Origin of the sequence: Amycolatopsis minnesotensis (genome assembly GCF_039529815.1) — a bacterium.
GTDB lineage: Bacteria > Actinomycetota > Actinomycetes > Mycobacteriales > Pseudonocardiaceae > Amycolatopsis > Amycolatopsis minnesotensis.
In genome coordinates this window covers 85,019-103,051 of the sequence record NZ_BAAANN010000023.1, presented here as the reverse complement: position 1 = coordinate 103,051, position 18,033 = coordinate 85,019, and the positions used below count along the sequence as shown (strand labels likewise).

General features: G+C 71.1%; 15 protein-coding genes, 1 tRNA gene and 1 pseudogene. 10 read left to right on the top strand and 7 right to left on the bottom strand.

Features of this window, described 5'->3' with window-relative positions; all coding sequences use genetic code 11:
- Positions 1 to 242 precede the first annotated feature (242 nt).
- Positions 243 to 1,436, top strand: coding sequence for an MFS transporter (locus ABD256_RS27045; protein ID WP_344424878.1), 1,194 nt, complete (start codon positions 243 to 245; stop codon positions 1,434 to 1,436).
- Here ABD256_RS27045 and ABD256_RS27040 read toward each other — a convergent pair.
- Entirely contained in the window at positions 1,429 to 4,854 is a 3,426-nt protein-coding gene (locus ABD256_RS27040) for a tetratricopeptide repeat protein (RefSeq protein WP_344424718.1), read from the bottom strand. The two genes, ABD256_RS27045 and ABD256_RS27040, sit on opposite strands and share 8 nt — an antisense overlap.
- Positions 4,855 to 5,008: 154 nt before the next feature.
- The gene (locus ABD256_RS27035) at positions 5,009 to 5,191 is read right to left on the bottom strand and encodes a hypothetical protein (RefSeq protein ID WP_344424715.1); all 183 of its coding nucleotides are present in this window, start codon (positions 5,189 to 5,191) and stop codon (positions 5,009 to 5,011) included.
- Positions 5,192 to 5,379: 188 nt separating this feature from the next.
- Here ABD256_RS27035 and ABD256_RS27030 point away from each other — a divergent pair, with 188 nt between their 5' ends.
- The 3 genes from ABD256_RS27030 to ABD256_RS27020 all read left to right on the top strand — a co-directional run bounded on the left by ABD256_RS27030 (position 5,380) and on the right by ABD256_RS27020 (position 10,074).
- The gene (locus tag ABD256_RS27030; protein ID WP_344424712.1) at positions 5,380 to 7,557 is read left to right on the top strand and encodes a phospholipase A2; all 2,178 of its coding nucleotides are present in this window, start codon (positions 5,380 to 5,382) and stop codon (positions 7,555 to 7,557) included.
- Positions 7,558 to 7,688: 131 nt separating this feature from the next.
- Positions 7,689 to 9,431 (top strand): LCP family protein, encoded by a 1,743-nt coding sequence (locus ABD256_RS27025; protein ID WP_486303469.1) that lies wholly within the window; start codon positions 7,689 to 7,691, stop codon positions 9,429 to 9,431.
- Between the two features lie 181 nt (positions 9,432 to 9,612).
- Positions 9,613 to 10,074, top strand: a complete 462-nt coding sequence (locus ABD256_RS27020) for a helix-turn-helix transcriptional regulator (protein WP_344424706.1) — start codon at positions 9,613 to 9,615, stop codon at positions 10,072 to 10,074.
- A gap of 587 nt (positions 10,075 to 10,661) precedes the next feature.
- On the opposite strand, the gene ABD256_RS27015 is transcribed toward ABD256_RS27020, so the two are convergent.
- Positions 10,662 to 12,140: a flavin-containing monooxygenase gene (locus ABD256_RS27015; RefSeq protein ID WP_344424703.1), complete on the bottom strand. Its 1,479-nt coding sequence runs from the start codon at positions 12,138 to 12,140 to the stop codon at positions 10,662 to 10,664.
- A 141-nt stretch (positions 12,141 to 12,281) separates the two neighbouring features.
- Between ABD256_RS27015 and ABD256_RS27010 the strand changes: the two genes are divergently transcribed.
- Together ABD256_RS27010 and ABD256_RS44495 are read left to right on the top strand one after the other, a co-directional pair.
- Complete coding sequence (locus ABD256_RS27010) at positions 12,282 to 12,878, top strand: TetR/AcrR family transcriptional regulator (RefSeq protein ID WP_344424875.1); 597 nt, start codon at positions 12,282 to 12,284, stop codon at positions 12,876 to 12,878.
- 221 nt (positions 12,879 to 13,099) lie between these two features.
- Positions 13,100 to 13,351: pseudogene (locus ABD256_RS44495) on the top strand (hypothetical protein); the annotation flags it as partial.
- 387 nt (positions 13,352 to 13,738) lie between these two features.
- On the opposite strand, the gene ABD256_RS27000 reads toward ABD256_RS44495, so the two are convergent.
- Entirely contained in the window at positions 13,739 to 13,960 is a 222-nt protein-coding gene (locus tag ABD256_RS27000; protein WP_215542214.1) for a DUF3618 domain-containing protein, read from the bottom strand.
- A gap of 131 nt (positions 13,961 to 14,091) precedes the next feature.
- On the opposite strand from ABD256_RS27000, the gene ABD256_RS26995 reads away from it, so the two are divergent.
- The 4 genes from ABD256_RS26995 (at position 14,092) to bcp (ending at position 15,654) form a co-directional block, all read left to right on the top strand.
- A tRNA-Leu gene (locus ABD256_RS26995) sits at positions 14,092 to 14,165 on the top strand.
- A gap of 63 nt (positions 14,166 to 14,228) precedes the next feature.
- Positions 14,229 to 14,411, top strand: coding sequence for a hypothetical protein (locus ABD256_RS26990; protein WP_344424692.1), 183 nt, complete (start codon positions 14,229 to 14,231; stop codon positions 14,409 to 14,411).
- A 198-nt stretch (positions 14,412 to 14,609) separates the two neighbouring features.
- Entirely contained in the window at positions 14,610 to 15,146 is a 537-nt protein-coding gene (locus tag ABD256_RS26985; RefSeq protein ID WP_344424689.1) for a hypothetical protein, read from the top strand.
- Positions 15,147 to 15,177: 31 nt separating this feature from the next.
- Entirely contained in the window at positions 15,178 to 15,654 is a 477-nt protein-coding gene (gene bcp / locus ABD256_RS26980; protein WP_344424687.1) for a thioredoxin-dependent thiol peroxidase, read from the top strand.
- Positions 15,655 to 15,721: 67 nt separating this feature from the next.
- Here bcp and ABD256_RS26975 read toward each other — a convergent pair whose 3' ends face one another.
- The 3 genes from ABD256_RS26975 to rph form a co-directional block, all read right to left on the bottom strand.
- Positions 15,722 to 16,108 carry a hypothetical protein gene (locus ABD256_RS26975; protein WP_344424684.1) on the bottom strand — a complete coding sequence of 129 codons (387 nt, stop codon included), beginning with the start codon at positions 16,106 to 16,108 and terminating at the stop codon, positions 15,722 to 15,724.
- A gap of 456 nt (positions 16,109 to 16,564) precedes the next feature.
- On the bottom strand, positions 16,565 to 17,170 hold the full coding sequence (rdgB, locus tag ABD256_RS26970) for an RdgB/HAM1 family non-canonical purine NTP pyrophosphatase (RefSeq protein WP_344424681.1): 606 nt from the start codon (positions 17,168 to 17,170) through the stop codon (positions 16,565 to 16,567).
- Entirely contained in the window at positions 17,167 to 17,943 is a 777-nt protein-coding gene (gene rph / locus ABD256_RS26965) for a ribonuclease PH (protein WP_344424678.1), read from the bottom strand. The genes rdgB and rph overlap by 4 nt, the downstream gene beginning before the upstream one ends.
- Positions 17,944 to 18,033: the final 90 nt, after the last annotated feature.

The following is an 18,033-nucleotide window of genomic DNA, read 5'->3' as shown; positions in this document are numbered from 1 at the left end:
TCGTTCGTCGCCACGCCGTACGCGACAGCGGGCCGTGACGAATGACTGACCGACCGAAAGCGCAGGTCAGCGCCAGGTACCGTGAACTCGACCTTGGGCGGGCCCGTCGACGCGGCCCTCCTGATCGGGTGGCCCGCGTCACACGGGGCTATCCGGGCGGCAGAACGCCGCGGCGAACCAGTTCACCCGTTCGGCGCAGACGGGCCGAGGCGATCGGAGGTGGCCAGGTGGTGAAAACGGGTATGCCGCCACGCCCCGGCTCACCGCTGGCCAACACCGAGTTCAGGACGTTGTGGTTCGCCGAAGCGCAGTCACTCGTCGGGGACCAGCTGACCACCGTCGCGCTGGCGATCATGGTCTACAGCCGGACCGGCTCGGCGCTGATGTCCGCGCTGGTGTTCTCCCTGTCCTTCCTGCCCGCGCTCGCGGGCGCGCTCGGCCTCGCCCAGCTCGCCGACCGGTACCCGCGCCGGACCGTGCTGAGCATCGCGATGGCGGTGCAGGGCGTGTTCGTCGGGTTGATGGCGATCCCCGGCACCTCGCTGCCGGTGCTGTGCGCGCTGATCGTCGTCGCCAGGCTCGCCGGCGGGCCCGCGATCGCCGCGCAGAACGCGCTCACCAGGGAGGTGTTCACCGACGACGACCTCTACCTGCGCAGCCAGGACATCAGGGGGATCACCACGAACACCGCGACGCTCGCCGGGCTGGCCGGTGGCGGGGTGCTGGTGGTCTGGATGGGGCCGTCGGTCTCGCTCGCCGTCGACGCCGCGACGTTCTTCGTCAGCGCGGTCGTGGTGCGGTGCCTGCTGCGGCCACGGCCTGCCGCCGGTGACGGCAGCGGCACCTGGTTCGGCGCGATCCGGTGGGTGTTCACCCAGCGCAGGCTGCGGGTGCTGATCTGGCTTTCGTGGCTGGTGGGGATCGCGGTGATCCCGGAGGGCCTGGTCGCTCCGCTGGCCGTGGAGATCGGGGCGGGGAACAACGCGGTCGGCTGGATGCTGGCCGCCGACCCGCTCGGGTTCATCGTCGGCGCGTTCGTGCTGTCGAGATGGGTGACCGCGGAAAACCGGCGGCGCGTCGCCGGCGTGCTCGCGGTGGCGCCGCTGGCGACGCTCGCCCTGTTCGCCTTCCACCCGAGCCTGCCGCTGGTCCTGCTCCTGCTCGCGTTCGCCGGTGCGACCGGCGCGTACCTCATCACGGTCAGCGCCACCTTCCTCACCTGGGTGCCGAACGACCTCCGCGGCGGCGCCAGCGGGGTGTACCGCACCGGGTTGCGGGTCGCGCAGGGCGTCGGTGCCGGGCTGGGCGGGGCGCTGGCCCAGCTCGTCGGCTCGTCGACGGCGGCGATCGCGATCGCGGGTGCGGCGGGAGTCGTCCTCGGCATACCGGTGGCCATTTCCTGGGCGCGTGTCGTCGCGAGCAACCGGGCTAACTGAGCAGGGTGCGGGTCTGCTCCTCTTCCGGGGCGCCGACTTCGGCGAAGATCGCCAAGGCCGCCTGCCATGCGGCGCGCGCGGTGGCGTGCTCGCCCTTCGCGGCGAGGACGTGGCCGAGCGCGCTCGACGCACGGGCCGCCATCAGGCGCTGGCCCCGCTCGTGCGCGCCGCGCGCCGCCCGCCGTGCGAACGCCTCGGCCCGTTCGAGGTCGCCGAGCCCGGCATGGCACCGGGCCAGTTCGACGTAGGCCCGCACGTCGAGCAGGCGCACTCCGGCTTCGTGCATCGCCTCGACCGCCCGCCGGACCCGTCCGAGCGCTTCGGTGTGCCGTCCGTCCGCGCGGCACACCTCCGAAAGCCCCAGTTCCGCGGTCCAGAGGCCGTAGCCGAATTCGACCGCGCGGCTCAGTTCGAGCGCTTCCTCGAAATGCGCACGCGCCTCGCCCGTACGGCCGGTGCGAAGCCGCACCACACCGAGCACGTCGCGCCCGCCGACCTCCTGCCGCCGCTCGCCGAGCTCCCGGCCGAGCCGCACCGCGAACCGGGCGTGCTCGTCGGCCTCGGCGTAGCGGCCCGCGTCGCAGAGGGTCTCGGCGAGGCACACCGCCGTCCCGGCCTCACCGTGCCGGTCCCCGAGCGCGGTGAACAGCGGCCCGCATTCCGCGAAGCAGCTCATCGCTTCGGCGGGCATACCCGCTTCCCGGTGGATCACCCCGAGGTTGTGCAACGCCTTCGCCTGCAGTTCCCGATCGTCGATGCGCCTGCTCAAGGCGAGCGCCCGCTCCGCGTACCGGCCGGCGCCCCGCTGGTTCCCGGCCGCGAGGAGCGCGACGCCGAGGTAGTTCAGCGACTCCGCCTCACCCCGGGTGTCACCGAGCTCCCGGTTCAGCTCGAGCGCGAGTTCGTGGTGGCGCACCTGTTCGACCGGCTTGCCGAGGTGGGAGAACACGCGGCCGAGGCAGTGCAGGGCGGTCGCCTCGCCGAACCGGTCGCCGCCGCCGCGGTACCGCGCGAGCGCGCTGGTGTGCATCTCGAACGAGCGGCGGTAGTCGCTGACGTTGTAGTAGAGCAGGCCGAGCAGGTGACAGGCCGCGGCTTCGGCTTCCGGGTTCCCCCTTTCCCGTGCGGCGGCGAGGGCCGCCGACGCCAGCGCCAACCCGTCGACGTTGAACCCCCGTGCTTCGAAGTAGTCGCGCACGCTGTCGGCGATCAGCCAGGCGTAGTGGTGCAGTCCGTGCCCAGCCGCGGCGCACGCGGCGGCGCACAGGTTCGACCGCTCCGCGTCGAGCCAGGCGATCGACTCCGCCGCGGTCAGCCCCGGCGCACCGTCCGGTTCGCACTCGGACGGTGTACCCGGCACCCTGGCCGCCGCCGGGTACACCGTCCGGGCGGCGGCACCGGCGGCACGCAGGTAGTAGCGGTACAAGCCGTCGAGCGCCGCCACGTCACCACCTTCGGCAAGGGAGACGGCGTACTCCCGCAGGAGATCGTGGAACTGGTAGCGGTCGTCGGAGTCGTCGGAGGTGCGCTGGACGAGGTGGGCCGTGGCCAGCCTGCCGACGAGCACGCGCGCCGTCGCCTCGTCGGAGCCGAGCAGTGCCGCGGCGGCAGGCACCGTGAAATCTGGGCCTGGCACCAGGCCGAGCAAGCGGAACAGGTGCCGCGCCGTCGCGCCGAGGCGGTCGTAGGACAGGTCGAACGCCGCGCGCACCGCGGTGTCGCCGTCGATCGCCAGCTCGCGCAGCCGCCCGTTCGACCGCATCGCGCGCACGTACCGGCCGATGCCGGTGAGGCCGGCCGCGAGGTTCGCGCCCGCGATCCGCAGCGCGAGCGGCAGGTGCGCGCAGGCGGCCGCGAGCTCGCCGGCGGCGCCCGGCTCCGCGTCGACCCGCTCGGCGCCAACCAGGTCTTCGAGCAGCGACCGGGAATCGCCCGGCTCCAGCACGTCCAGCACGACCGAACGGGCCCCCTCGGTCGCGACCAGCCCGCCGAGCCGGTCGCGGCTGGTCACCAGCACCAGATTGCCCGCGCCGCCGGGCAGCAGCGGCCGCACCTGCTCGGCGGTGGACGCGTTGTCGAGCAGGACGAGCATCCGGCGGTCGGCGAGCAGCGACCGGAACAGCCCGGCTGCCTCGTCCTCTTCCGCGGGCACGCGGTGCGGTGGCACGCCCAGTGCGGCGAGGAACCGCGTCAGCGCCTCGACCGGCCGCATCGGCAACGCCTTCGCGTAGCCGCGGAGGTTGACGTGGAGCTGGCCGTCGGGGAAGCGGTCCCGCACGCGGTGGGCCCAGTGGATCGCCACCGTGGTCTTGCCGATCCCGGGGCTGCCCGCGATCGCGACGACCGCCACGGCGCCCCGCCGTCGCGCCGACACGTCCGCGAGCACCGAATCGAGCTGCCCGAGCACCGCATCGCGGCCGATGAACCCGGCGATGTCCCCCGGAAGCTGGGCGGGCACCGGCGTCTCGCCCTGGTCGTGCTCCGCTTCGGTGCCGCGGATGATCCGCTCGTAGGCGGCGCGGATCTCCTGGCCCGGCTCGACCCCGAGTTCCTCGTCGAGCCGTCGGCGCAGCACGCCGAACAGGCGCAGCGCGGCGGCCTGGCGGCCCGACGCGGCCAGCGCGAGCATCAGCCGCGCGTGCACGTCCTCGTGCAGCGGCTCCTCGTTGGCGAGCATGGTCAGCTGCTCGACGACCTCGCCGCCGCGCTGCTGCCGCAACGCGAGATCCGCGTACCGCAGCACGGTGCCGACGCGGCGGTTCGTCACGGCCGTGGTCACCGGATGGCCGCGCACCGCGTCGGGCAGGTCGGCGAGCAGCGGCGCGCGCCAGCAGCGCACGGCCTCGGCGTACGCGGCCATCGCCTCGGCCGGCCTGCCGTCCTCCAGGCTCCGCGCGGTAGCGGCGAGCTGGTCGAACCGCAGCAGGTCGAACTCGGTCGCGTCGACGAGCAGCCGGTAGCCGCCCTGCACCGAGGCGATCCGCCCCGGTGAGCCCAGTGCCCGCCGCAGCGCGGAAACGTAGGTGTGCACGAGGTTCGCGCAGCTCTGCGGCGGCGACTCGCCCCACAGCACGTCCACGATCTCCTCGCGCCGGACGACCGTGTTGGCGCCGAGCGCGAGCACGGCGAGCAGCGCGCGGTGCTTCGCGGCGCGGACCGGCACGCGCTGGCCGTCCCTGGTGACCTCGAGCGCGCCGAGCACGGCGAGCCGGAAACCCGGTGGACGCGTGGCACCTCCCAAGCCGACGACGTCCGCGAGGCGCCGAGACGAATCGGCGCGCACCGAGACGTCACCCCGCTCCACATGACGGACCGTGCGCACGCTGACCCCGGCACGCCGTGCCAGTTCCGCCTGCGTCAGCCCCACCCGCTGACGCCGTGCGCGCAGCATTTCTCCGAAGCCGGTCGAATCGTTCACCCGAGCCTTTCCCGCGCCCCCCTCAGAACGCGTCCGGCCCTCACATCATGACTTATTTTCACATCTCTGGGTGCTCGTTCGAACACTTTCCGCGAACGAGCTGGCAGGCGGGCCGCGTGGCTGGGGTCCTCGCGACCCGCCTTCCCTCCCCAGCTCAGGTGGTACCGGGGCCGGTCACGCCGGTGACCGGAACGACGAGCCGTCCGAGCCGGTCACCGTGTCGACGGGACCTGCCCTGCCGGGGTGACGGCGCCTCCCCCTCCTGGTCGGCCCGCGCCACCACCCGCTCGCCGGTCCGGGGCGCTGGAACCACGCACATCGACACGATGTACCGCATTCCACCCCTCCCGAGTGACGGCGCCTTGTGACCACCTGGCTACACCCAAGCAGCGAGGACTGGATTATTTCTCTAGTGATCCGCCCACCACGGCACACGCTGCGTCACCCGTTAGCCTGGACGCCACCTTTCGCCTCCGGGGGTTATCCCGATGGGCGCCCCGACCCCGACCTGCCACCCTGGAGAACATGACCGCGCCAGCCGACGTAGCGGACACCGCCCCGCCGCCCGCGCGCCGAGCGAGGCGGCGGCTGTCCACGTCGGCCTGGCTGCTGGTGCTGCTGGTGGTGGTCGGCGCGTTCGGCCTGATCGCGTCCCGCTCGGCTCCCGAGCCCGACCGCGGGCCCCTCACCGGCGGCCCGCTCGCCGCCCAGCACGCGGTGGAACAGCTCCTCGAGCCGGGCGGGCAACCCACCGCGCTCGCCCAGCTTCCCACCGACTTCACGCAGGTCACCGGCGTCCGCCCCGGCTCGGAGCGCGCGCTGGACGGCACCGTGCGCGCGGTGCACTCCGACGGCGGCTGTTCGACGCCGTGGGGTGACGACGGCACCACGTGGAACTTCACCGTGCCGTGCAAGGCGCACGACCTCGGCTACGACCTGCTCCGCTACGCGGAGAAGCAGGGGCACCCGCTCGACCCGGAAATGCGGGCCGGGCTCGACAGCAGGCTGTCCGCCGACATGCACGCGACGTGCGGGATCAACCCGCAGGGCTCGCCGACGGCGTGCGACGCGGTCGCGTCGGTGTTCACCGCGGGCCTCGTGCTGAACTCGTGGCACCAGCGCTGGGGACCGCCCACCGGCGAGCCGATCGGGCCGATGCTCGCCGGGGTCGCGGTGATCGGCTGCCTGCTGGTGTTCCGCCTCCGCGGCTGGCTGCGGAACAGGCACGCGGCGCCGGTCGCGCCGGTGCGGCCCGCCCGTGCCGCCGCGGGCCCGATCAGCCCGTACGCGGTGCTCGCGGTCGTCAGCGTGGTCGTGCTGGTGCTCGGCGAATCCGCGCTCGCGCTGGCGAGATGGGCAGGCGCGGACCCCGGCGTGCTGTGGCCGCTGACCTGGCTCGTCCAGCTCGCGCCGCTGTTCTACTTCGCGGGAGGGCGGGCGAACGCGGCGGGCTGGCGCGGTGTGGTGGCCGCCGGCGGCGGGTACCGCCAGTACCTCGCGCACCGGGCGAGCTGGCTGCTGCGGCCCGCGCTCGTGTTCGTGGTGGTCGCGCTGGTGATGCCGCTCGCGCTCGAACTGCTCGGCATCCCCGACGGCACCAACGCCACGGTGATGCGCATCGCGCTGCACCCGTTGTGGCTGCTCGGGGTGTACCTGCTGACCGTGATCGCGACTCCCCCGATGATCGCGCTGCACCGGAAGGCGGCGGGCGCGACGGCGGCCGGTCTGGTGGCGCTCGTCGTGCTCGCCGAACTGGCGGCGGAGTGGCTCTCGTCGCCGATGCCCCACTACGGCGCGGCCCTCGGCCTCGCACTGCTGGCGCAGCAGGCCGCCTTCCGCCGGGCGCCGGTTCCGTCCAAGCCGCTCGTCGCGGGCATCGTCATCGGGGTGGCGGGCCTCGTGCTCTACACCGTGTTCTCCGGCGGCACGGCGACCCTGCTCGGCGATCCCGCCGAGCCGCCGGCGCTGTCCGCCGCGGTACCGCCGGTGCTGCTGCTCGGGCTCGTGCAGGTGTGCCTCGTGCGGCTCTTCGGCGCGAGGGCGTGGTCCGCGCTGCACAGCGGCGCGGCCGCCCGCGTCGCCAGGTTCGCGCTGCGGGCGCCGATGAGCCTGTACCTCGGCTTCCTCGCCGCGATGCTCCTGCTCGTGACGATCGTGTACCTGCCGGGACGCCTCGGGGACGACCTCGCGTGGCTGCTGCGGCCGAAGCCGCTCGTCGCGCTGGCACTGCTCGCGGCGCCGGCAGTGCTGGTGTTCTGGTGGTTCGAGCGCCACCACGACGGCAGGCTGCCGTCGCACCGCGAGGCGGCGCTGCCGTCCGGCCCGTTCGGGCCGTCGCTCGCGCGCGCGGCCACCGCGCTCGGCATCTGCTACGCCACCGTCGGCGTGTTCGGGTTCGCGCTGACCAGGTTCGACGAGCAGGCCGTCAGCCTGCTCGGGCTGCGCGTCGACCCGATCCAGAACCTCGTCCAGCTACTGCTGGGCGTGTTCCTGCTGCACGCGGCGCGGGCCGGGCTCAGCGCGATGGCGAGCACCTGGCTGGTGACCGCGCTCGCGTGTGTCCCGGCGCTGCTCAGCGCCGGCGACGGGGTCGCGGGCGGGAGCACCCTGCTCGCCGCCGTGCACGGGATGACCGCGCTGTTCGCGATCGCCGCGACGGGCACCGCGTTCTGGCAGTCCAGGGCGGTTGCCAGAGTGGCGTGACCGGGCGCAGCGGGGTGTTGTGAAGCACATCCCAAGATCGATGTGCGACGCTACCGCAACCGAGCGGCGGCCCCGCACGTCTACCAAGAGGCCAGCAAGACGTTTGTCACGGGAACCGGGAAGGAGTGGCCGTGGAGCACCCACCACGTGACGGCCGCGGGCAAGGACGCCCGTCCCGGCCCTGGCAAGGACCGTCGCAGGACCCCGCGCCCCGCACCCGGTACTCGCAGGCCCCCGGCCCTTCCGGCGCCCCTCCCCGCGGTGAGCCACCACGGCGGCGTCCGGCATCACCACCGCCACAGCCACCGCGAGCGGGTGGCCGGCGCGCCGCCGGAGCCGAACCGCCCCGGCGCCCGGCGCCGCCTCGCCCCCAGCCCGCGCCGCCACAGCGCCGAAGCCGCTGGCGCGGCGCCAAGGTCGCGCTCGCGTTCATCTCCGTCGTCGTCATGGGCCTCACCGGCTACGCGTGGGCCGCGATGCAGGGCCTGGTCAGCGGGCTGAGCACGACCGATGTGATCAACGCGGGAGGCGGCGGCGACAAACCGGCCGACGGCGCGCGGGACATCCTGCTGGTCGGCCTCGACAGCCGCACGGACGCGCAGGGCAACCCGCTGTCCAAGGAACTGCTCGCCGAACTGCGGGCCGGGGTGTCCGACGGCGAGCTGAACACCGACACCCTGATCTTCGTGCACATCCCCAACGACGGCAGCAAGGCCGTCGCGATCTCGCTGCCGCGCGACTCCTACGTCGAGATCCCCGGCTACGGCAAGCACAAGATCAACTCGGCCTACGCCCGCGCGAAGGCCACCGCGTTCAACGAGCTGAAGTCGAAGGGCGTCAGCGACCCCAGGGATCTCGAGCTGCAGAGCAACCAGGCGGGCGCGAAGGAGCTCATCTCGACCGTCGAGAAGCTCACCGGCTCGACCATCGACAATTACGCGGCGATCAACCTGCTCGGCTTCAGCGACGTGACCAAGGCCATCGGCGGCGTCGACGTCTGCCTCAACAAGGCCGTCAACGACTCGTACTCGGGCGCGGACTTCAAGGCGGGCCCGCAGGCCGTCGAGGGCGCCGACGCGCTCGCGTTCGTCCGCCAGCGGCACGGCCTCCCCCGCGGCGACCTCGACCGGGTCGTGCGCCAGCAGGTGTTCATGGCGGGGCTGGCGAAGAAGGTGCTCTCCGCTGGCACGCTGACCGACCCGTCGAAGCTCAGCTCGCTGACCTCGGCCATCCAGAAGTCCGTGGTGCTCAACGCGGGCTGGGACATCATCAGCTTCGCCCAGCAGCTCAAGGGCCTCACCGGCGGGCAGCTGGAGTTCCGCACCATCCCGGTGGTCAACATGGACTACAACACCCCCGAGGACGGGTCCGCGATCCAGGTCGACCCGTCCCAGGTGCACAACTTCGTGCAGGGCCTCACCGGCCCGCCGCCCGGCGAGCAGAAGCAGGCCGCGCCGGACCCCGGTGCCGCCAAGGGCATCACCGCGGACGTGCGCAATGCCACCAAGCGGGACGGGCTGGCGGCCAGCGTCTCGCAGACGCTGACCGGCAAGGGCTTCACCGCGGGTGACACGTCGACGGCGGCTTCGCGCAAGACCAGCATCATCCAGTACGCCGCCGGTGGCCAGGCCGCGGCGCAGGCGGCCTCGGCCGCGCTCAACGGGATCCCGACCGAGCAGGACACCTCGGTGCTCAAGGGCCACCTCACGGTGCTGCTCGGCGCCGACTACCCCGGGGGCGGGGCGGACGGCGCCATGTCCTCGAAGCCGTCGCGGACAACCCAGTCGTCGCCGTCTTCGCAGGCCGCGGAGCAGGCCCCGACCCCGGACCCGGGGAAGCCGATCACCGCCGACGGCGTCACCTGCGTCAACTGAGGGCCAGAAGCACCAGCTTCGTTACCCCATTCGGCGCAACGCACGGGCAATCTCAGGGAAAATCGCCCGAAGTCGCGTAAGAGCTGCCTTGCTCGTGACTTTCATACGTATGAGTAGCTCTCGCATTCACCCGGAACTGCCGGCGCCCGAATGTGAGCGGAGGCAGAGCAGGGGACAAGGCGTGCGCATCAACGGCGACACCTACCAGCGGATCCTCGGGGAGGAGCTCCGCAAGCTGCGCCGCAAGCGCGGCTGGACACGCAAGGAGCTCAACGAGCACCTGCAGAGCGAGATCTCGCTGCAGACGCTCGCCACCTACGAACTCGGCACGCGCCAGTGCTCGGTCGTCCGGCTCGTCGAACTGTGCGTCGCGATGGACGAACTGCCGCAGGACCTGCTGGCGAAGGTGCACCGCCGGGTGTTCACCGACGAGCCGGGCAGGCTCAGAATCGACCTCGCGAAGGTGGTGGCCGACCGCCAGCCCGAGCTGGTGCCCCTGCGCCGGTGGGCGCAGGACCGGCTGCGGACCCATCCCGATCCCGGCTCCGGCGACGTCCAGCTCGACGCCAGCGCGATCGAGCGAATGGCCGAGCTGTGCGGTATCACTGCCGCCGACCTGGCCGCCCGCCTCCGCGACATGTGAGCGGCACCCAGACCACCGCCAGGGCACCGCGCCGCCCGACCCTGATGGCCACCATGACGGCACTGTTCGCCGCCATGGTGGCCATCAGGGACTTCTGACGCGGGTAGTTGTCACCACGCGAGCGGGCGAGCGGGCGGGGCGGGAGTTGCTCATGCCCTGAAGGCACCCCTCGCGGCCTCGGATCCCCCCAAGGGCCCCTTCAGGGAATCTGACGCCACAATCTCGCCCCTCACGACATACGACACAGCCACACCCATGCCCTGAAGGCGCCCCTCGCGGCATCAGATTCCCCCAAGGGCCCCTTCAGGGCATCCGGCCCGGAGCAGAGCAGACCCCGCGAAGACCAGATCCGCGACACTCACGCCGCTGAAAACCCTCCGGGGCACCAGCACAGAAACAAAAAGAGCCGCGAGATCCCAGCACCAGTCCCCGAAGGACGCCTTCAGGGAATCTGACGCCACAAACTCACCCCTCACGACATACGACACAGCCACACCCATGCCCTGAAGGCGCCCCTCGCGGCCTCGGATGCCCCGAAGGCGCCCTTCGGGGCATCCGAGGCCGCCTCACCACGGTGGCCGCCGGGCTCACTCCGACCGGCCGACCAGGTCGTAGGCGGCGGAGTCGACCTTGCGGGTCTGCAGCCAGTAGCGCCAGGTGAAGCCCGGCCAGATGGTCCGGTTGACGCCCTTCGCGTCGAGGTACCAGCTCTTGCAGCCGCCCTGCGTCCAGATGCCCTTCTCGAGCTTTTCCTGGATCTCGGCGTTGAACCGGTCCTGCGCCTCTTCGCGCGTGTCGAGTGCGGCCGCGCCGGACGACTCGACGAGCCGCATGGCCTCGGCGACGTAGGAGATCTGCGACTCGATCATGAACACCACCGAGTTGTGGCCGAGCCCGGTATTCGGCCCGAGCAGGAAGAACAGGTTCGGGAACCCGGACACGGTGATGCCGAGGTGCGTCCGCATCCCCTCGCTCGACCACTCCTTGCCGAGGTTGCGCCCGTCCACACCGGTGACCTCGAGATCGTCGAAGGCGTCGGTGACGTGGAACCCGGTGCCGTAGATGATCGCGTCGACCTCGTGCTCGACGCCAGCGCCGTCGACGACGCTGCGCTCGCGCACCTCGGTGACGCCGTCGGTGATCACGTCGACGTTGTCGCGGGCCAGCGCCGGGTAGTAGTCGTTGGAGATCAGCACCCGCTTGCAGCCCATGGTGTAGTCGGGCGTGACCTTGCCGCGCAGCTCGCGGTCCTTGACGCCGCGGTTGATGTTCCGCTTCGCGAGGAGCTGGCCGAGCTTCATCACGCCGGGGTGGCCGTTGAACCCGATCGCGCGCGCTTCGAGCATCCAGTACAGCGCGTCGCGGTAGAGCCGCTGGGTGCCGGGAACCTTCGCGAACAGCGCCTTCGCCCAGCCCGGCATCGCGAAGTCCGGCTTCGGCATGATCCACGGCGGCGTGCGCTGGAACAGGTGCAGCCGCTCGACGTCCTTCGCGATCCGCGGCACGAACTGGACCGCGCTGGCCCCGGTGCCGACCACCGCGACCCGCTTGCCGCGCAGGTCGACGTCGTGGTCCCACTGGGCCGAGTGGAAGGCGGCGCCTTCGAACTTCTCGATCCCGGGAAGCCGCGGGATCTGCGGCAGGTGCAGCGCGCCGACGCCGAGCGTGAGGAACCGGGAAACGAACTCGTCGCCGTTCTTCGTGGTGATGTGCCAGCGCTGTTCGTCGGCGTCCCAGCGCGCCCCGGTCATCTCCTGGCCGAAGCGGATGTAGGGGTACAGCTCGTGCTTCGCGGCGACACCGCGCATGTACTGCCAGATCTCGGGCTGCGGCGAGTACGACCTCGTCCAGTCCGGGTTCTGCTCGAACGAGAACGAGTACATGTGCGACTGGATGTCGCAGGCGCACCCGGGATAGGTGTTGTCGCGCCAGGTCCCGCCGACCTCGTCCGCCTTTTCGAGTACGACGAAGTCTTCGCGGCCCTCTTTGCGCAGCTTGATCGCCATGCCGAGGCCGGAAAAGCCGGTACCGACGATGACGACCTCGGTCTCGGTCCGCTTGCCCATCTGCTCGCCCTTCGCCCGCTGGTTGGTGTTACTCGAAGTCCATCTTACTCATAGTAGGTTACTTCCGGTAGAGTTGACTCCGTGAGCCCCACCGGAGACACTCCCGCCGCGCCCGCGCCCGCGCCCGCGCGCCGCAAGCGCATGCCGAGAGCCGAGCGCGAGCAGCAGATGATCGCGATCGCGGAGGCCGTGTTCTCCGAACGCGGGTACCTCGCGGCGTCGATGGACGAGATCGCCGAACGGGTCGGCGTGTCGAAACCGATGCTGTACGAGTACTTCAACTCGAAGGAAGGCCTGCTCCTCGCGTGCATCGGCCAGTCACGGGCCGAGTTGCGGCAGGTGACCGAACAGGCTGTGGTCGGCGCGTCGACCGCGGAGGAGGCCCTTCGCCGCGGGCTTGGCGCGTTCTTCTCGTTCATCAGGGAGCGCCGCGAGTCGTGGTCCCTGCTCCGGCACGAGATGGCCCTGATCGGCACGCCGGCGGCGGACGGCATCGAGGAGACGCGGCGCCAGCAGACCGATCTCATCGCGGCGCTGATGTCGACCTACTTCGACGGCGGCCCCTCGTTCGCGGTGGAAGCGACGGCGGAAGTCGTCGTCGGAGCATGCGAACGGTTGGCGATCTGGTGCGAACGACACGATGAGGTGACCCCCGAGCAGGCGACCGAGTACGCCATGGACCTGCTGTGGGGCGGCCTCGCGCGGCGCGCTTCGGCACCATCGAGTGAACGCCCGTGAAAATGCGCGTGCATTAGGCCATCCGGTCGTCACGCACAGCACATTTCCGCGGATCGCTTGTGACACAGAGTCGTGATGATGTATCGATAGACCCTGAAGGCAGTTCGACAGAACGGCGGCTCAGGCACACCCGATCGGGTCAATCGCGATTCGGCGTCACGAGACGGCGGTGAGGGACTCCATACCAGTGGAGGATGCTGTCGTCAGGGAGGGTGAGACCCATGGTGGAACCGATCACGGCCATCTACGCGCAGGAAGACGACGAGTGGGCGATCACCGTCGCCGGGCTCGGCAAGAAGCTGACCGCGAAGGCGCCCGGCATCATCGCGGCCCGAGACCGGGTGGACCAGCTCGTCGAGCAGCTCGTGCCCGAAGGCAAGGCAACGGTCGTGCATCTGCTCAACGGCAGCGCGCTCGAGTTCACCACGGCCTACATGACCGCACGGCTGACCAAACCGGAGCCGACCCCGCTGACCAGCGAGGACAGCTCAGCGGAGCAGGCGGAGTCCGCCGAAACCGCCGAGTCCGAGCCGGACGCGGACGAAACCGGCCCGGACACCCCGGCGGAACCGGTCAAGGCGAAGGCGGACGCGGGCGAGAAGGCACCTGGGGCCGAGACCGCGGCGCCGGAGGCCGAAGAGCCCGCGAAGGCCGAAGCGGAGACGGAGACGAAGGCGGAGCAGGCGACCGACAAGGCCAAGCTCGACTCGCTCGCCAGCAACGGCAAGTTCGCCGGCGTCAGCGCGCTCGGCGGGCAGCCCGCGAGCCAGCTCGGCGCGCCGAGCGGCTCGGTGGCCATGGCGAAGGCCGCCACCCCGCCCGCCGCGAGGGCCTGACACCCCGCGGCGGGACCGGACGGCTCAGCGGAACAGCTTGCGCAGCAACAGCGCGCCGATGAGCGCGCCGATGCCGATGAGCGGGTACTTCACCTTCGGCTCTTCCAGCTTCGCGAGCACACTGGTCTTCGCCGAATCGGCGAGCCGCTTGGGGCTCGCCTTCGTGCCGAGCTGGTCGAGAGTCGAAGCCAGCGCGTCACGCGCCTTCTCGATCTCGCGCTCGATGGTCTCCGGGTCGCGGGCCACGGGTCCTCCTTGCCAGCAAAGCCTTCGCAGGCCGTCAACGGTAGATCACGGCCATGACGGCCGCGCACCGGCCACGCCGAGCACCGGCTAGGCTCGCCCCACGTCACAATCCCAGCGACGTTCCCCCGACGGCGCCCGTAGCCCAATTGGCAGAGGCACACGGTTTAGGTCCGTGCCAGTGTGAGTTCGAGTCTCACCGGGCGCACCGGTTCAAGGCAGGCCCTTTGGCGTAGGGTGACGGCCTGGTGACGGGTCGGGTGGAGGTGTCATGGCGCGCGGCGGAAACGGCGGGCTGCTCGGCCGCTGGGCCGACTGGTTCGAGCACCGCGGCGTCTACGTTCCCGGCGAGGACAACCGCACCGTCTCGCCGTGGCGCGACTTCGGCTGGCTCATGATCGCCTGGCTCGCCGGGCTCGGCGCGTTCATCCTCTTCTTCGCGCTCGCCACCTGAGTGGCACTTCGGGTGCCGGTGTCACCACAAGTGCCCTTACGGTCACGGATCGGCCACAGCCGTACACCAGCTACGCCTCAACCTGCTGCCACGGCTCGCTCCCGCGCGCAAGGGCCGCCAGAGTGGAGCGCGCGGCCGAAGTACCTACCCCGAATGGACCAAAGCCGCCCCCGTGACCAGTGAAGAGGAGCAGTGCCTGTGCGCACCCCGAGGCACGCGCTGATCGTGTGCGCGCTGCTCGCGCTCGGAGCCTGCGGCGCCACGCCGCAGACCGACGGCGCGGCGGCACGCTTCGGTGGTGAAACGGCCGTACCGCAGGGTGTCGCCTCCGCGCCGAAGCGGACCGACGTCCGGTTCGGCTCCGCCTACCGGTTCTCCGAAGGCGTCGCCGTGTCCGTCTCTTCCCCGCGGTCGTTCCGGCCGAGCGACGCCGCGTACCCGCACAGCGAGCGCGCGGTCGCGTTCGAAATCGTGGTGCGCAACGAAGGCCACCAGCCGTACCGGCTCTCCGGGCTGTCCGCGAACGCCACCGTCGACGGCATCCAGGCCAAGCAGGTGCTCGACGCGGTGCAGGGCTTCAGCGGCATCGTCGACGCGGGCAAGGACGTCCTGCCCGGCCATGACGTCCGGTTCAACATGGCCTTCGCGATGCCGACCGATCTCACCCAGCTCAAGCTGGCGCTGCGGACGAGCCCCGCGAGCGGGGACATCGCGCAGTACTGCGGCCGCGCCTGACTTGTCGGTGCCCGCCGCTAGGCTGGCGGCCATGACCGAGCAGCGGCTTTCCGAAGGCGACCAGGCACCCGGCTTCACCCTGCCGGACAGCACGGGCGCGAAGGTGTCCCTGTCCGACTTCAAGGGCGAGCACGTGGTGGTGTACTTCTACCCGGCGGCGGGCACCCCCGGCTGCACCAAGCAGGCGTGCGACTTCCGGGACAGCCTCGCCCAGCTCAACGACGCCGGGTACCGGGTGCTGGGCATCTCGCCCGACAAGCCGGAGAAGCTCGCGAAGTTCGCCGAGGCGGAGGAGCTGACCTTCCCGCTGCTGTCCGACCCGGACAAGACCGTGCTCACCGAGTGGGCCGCGTTCGGGGAGAAGAAGAACTACGGCCGCATCGTGCAGGGCGTGATCCGCTCGACGTTCGTCGTCGGCCCGGACGGCAAGATCGTGAAGGCGCAGTACAACGTGCGCGCCACCGGCCACGTGGCGAAACTGCTCCGGGACCTCGACCTGGCCGCCTGAGCGTCCGCGCCGACGAAGAATCCGGTGCGGTTTCGAGCCGGCCGCACCGGATTGTTCCTCGCGAATATCAGATTTGCGGAACCATGGCCCAATGGTCGTTGATGTTACCGTAGGTGGTCACATTTCCGCCTCGGCTCGGGCGAAGGCTTCCCGAATCGACGGGGAACGTCGTGGCGCTGTTTCCCGACCATTGAACACCCCAGATTTCGATGCGTTCTACGGCCGAACCGCCTCCGACACCGAACGACTGGCAGGCGCCGCGGGCCACGTCGGGAGTACTGCTTCCGCCCCGATCGGGAAAACTCACCTTGGTCGAATAGTCACCCTGTGAGCAGACCGTGAGCACGCCTGAATCAGCGGAGGCGGACGGGGCGGCCAGCACCACCGCCGAAGTGGCGGCACCGATGGCGATCGCGGCAGAAACCACACGCTTGACACCGTGCACAGCAGGCATGGAACATCCTCCAGAACAAGTGGCAGAATGGCATATTTCCGTTGACCGCCGCTATCGGAGAAGCGGCCTATCGAGAAAGTAGGCCGCCTTTGCCACGGTCCGCAACACCGATTCGGCGAGCCTGCCCATTCAGCCAGCACACCTGGCGCTGCTACTCGCGATGCGGTCCGTCACGGCGCCGGGTGCGATCCTGTCGCTCACCGGGGCTCCTTGCCGCGCTGACACTCAGGACCACCCCGTCCTCCGCCGCGCCCGCATCGGCTGCGGATCCCCGTGGGTCCTATGTGGACTATTCACGGGCCGGCGCGCCTGCCGATCTCCACGGGATGCCGTGCCGAGCACGAAGGCGGCCGGATCAAGTTCTTCACCTCGGCGGGCTATCGAGCCGATATCCCAGGACCGCTCGGCAACATCTGGCACACCTGCCGAACGGCGACCATCGCCCCGCGGGAACCGCTAGCCCGCTAGCGCGCGGAGGTGCGGTACCAGGAGACGAAGGGCGCGGCCTCGGTGCGAAACAGCGTCCTTTTCGGACGGTGAAAGTTCCGCCGAGGTCCGCGTCCCGCCTTCCGGGACGAAGATCGGGTCGTAGCCGAAACCGTTGGTGCCACGGCGTTCCCGTACCAGGTGACCGCGCCATTCGCCGCGTACCACGGTTTCGGTGCCGTCCGGGTGGGCGAGCGCGACCGTGGACACGAACGCGGCGCCCATGCGGTCGTCCGGGGTGTCCGAAAGCTGCGCGAGCACCAGGTCCAGGTTCGCCTCGTCGTCACCGTGCCTGCCCGACCAGCGCGCCGAGAGCACGCCGGGCATGCCGTTCAGCGCGTCGACGGTGATGCCCGAGTCGTCGGCGACCGAGGGCAGGCCGGTGGCGGCCACCGCGTCGCGGGCCTTCGCGAGTGCGTTGCCTTCGAAGTCGGGGGCGGTTTCCGGGGCCTCTTCGAACTCGTCGACGTCGGCGAGGCCGAGCACTTCGATCCCGGCCAGGCCCTCCGCCTCGACGATCCGGCGCAGCTCGCCGAGCTTCTTCGCGTTGCGCGAGGCGAGCAGCAGCCGGGTCACCTGGCTCCCTTCGACTTCCTCGGCCTCGGCTCCGGCAGCTCGCCGGGGTACGGCTCGGCCAGCACGGCGATCTGCTTGCGGGTCAGCTCTTCGCAGCCGGCCAGCGCCACGTCCAGCATCGCGTCCAAAGTGGACCTGGCGAAGGTGGCGCCCTCGCCGGTGCCCTGCACCTCGATGAGCGTGCCGGTGTCGGTGGCGACGACGTTCATGTCGACCTCGGCGCGCGAGTCCTCCTCGTACGGCAGGTCCAGCCGCACCCTGCCGTCGACGACGCCGACGCTGATCGCCGAGACCGAGGTCGCGAGCGGCTTGGGGTCGGCGAGCCGGTTCGCCGCGCCGAGCCAGGTGATGGCGTCGGCGAGCGCGACGTAGCCGCCGGTGATCGCGGCCGTGCGGGTGCCGCCGTCGGCCTGGATCACGTCGCAGTCGATCACGATCGTGTTCTCGCCGAGCGCGGCGAGGTCGATGCACGCGCGCAGCGAGCGGCCGATCAGCCGCGAGATCTCGTGCGTGCGCCCGCCGATCCGGCCCTTGACCGATTCGCGGTCGCTGCGGGTGTTCGTGGCCGAGGGCAGCATGGCGTACTCCGCGGTGACCCAGCCGAGGCCGGATCCCGAGCGCCAGCGCGGCACCCCTTCGGTGACGCTGGCCGCGCACAGCACGCGCGTGTTGCCGAACTCGACGAGCACCGAGCCCGCCGGCCACTGCTGGAATCCGCGGGTGAGCTTCACGTCGCGGAGCTGGTCATCGTTCCTGCCGTCTTTTCGCACCACGCGTGCACTCTAGAACCCGCCACGATCGGTACTCCGGTCGGACCTTGTTGACCACATGCCAGCGCGCTACCGTCGAAGATCCGTCACCGA

Coding starts and splice junctions, on each gene's coding strand:
- ABD256_RS27045 (WP_344424878.1), top strand. CDS start 243: ATGCCGCCACGCCCCGGCTCACCGCTGGCCAACACCGAGTTCAGGACG.
- ABD256_RS27035 (WP_344424715.1), bottom strand. CDS start 5,191: ATGCGGTACATCGTGTCGATGTGCGTGGTTCCAGCGCCCCGGACCGGC.
- ABD256_RS27030 (WP_344424712.1), top strand. CDS start 5,380: ATGACCGCGCCAGCCGACGTAGCGGACACCGCCCCGCCGCCCGCGCGC.
- ABD256_RS27015 (WP_344424703.1), bottom strand. CDS start 12,140: ATGGGCAAGCGGACCGAGACCGAGGTCGTCATCGTCGGTACCGGCTTT.
- ABD256_RS27010 (WP_344424875.1), top strand. CDS start 12,282: ATGCCGAGAGCCGAGCGCGAGCAGCAGATGATCGCGATCGCGGAGGCC.
- ABD256_RS26990 (WP_344424692.1), top strand. CDS start 14,229: ATGGCGCGCGGCGGAAACGGCGGGCTGCTCGGCCGCTGGGCCGACTGG.
- bcp (WP_344424687.1), top strand. CDS start 15,178: ATGACCGAGCAGCGGCTTTCCGAAGGCGACCAGGCACCCGGCTTCACC.
- ABD256_RS26975 (WP_344424684.1), bottom strand. CDS start 16,108: ATGCCTGCTGTGCACGGTGTCAAGCGTGTGGTTTCTGCCGCGATCGCC.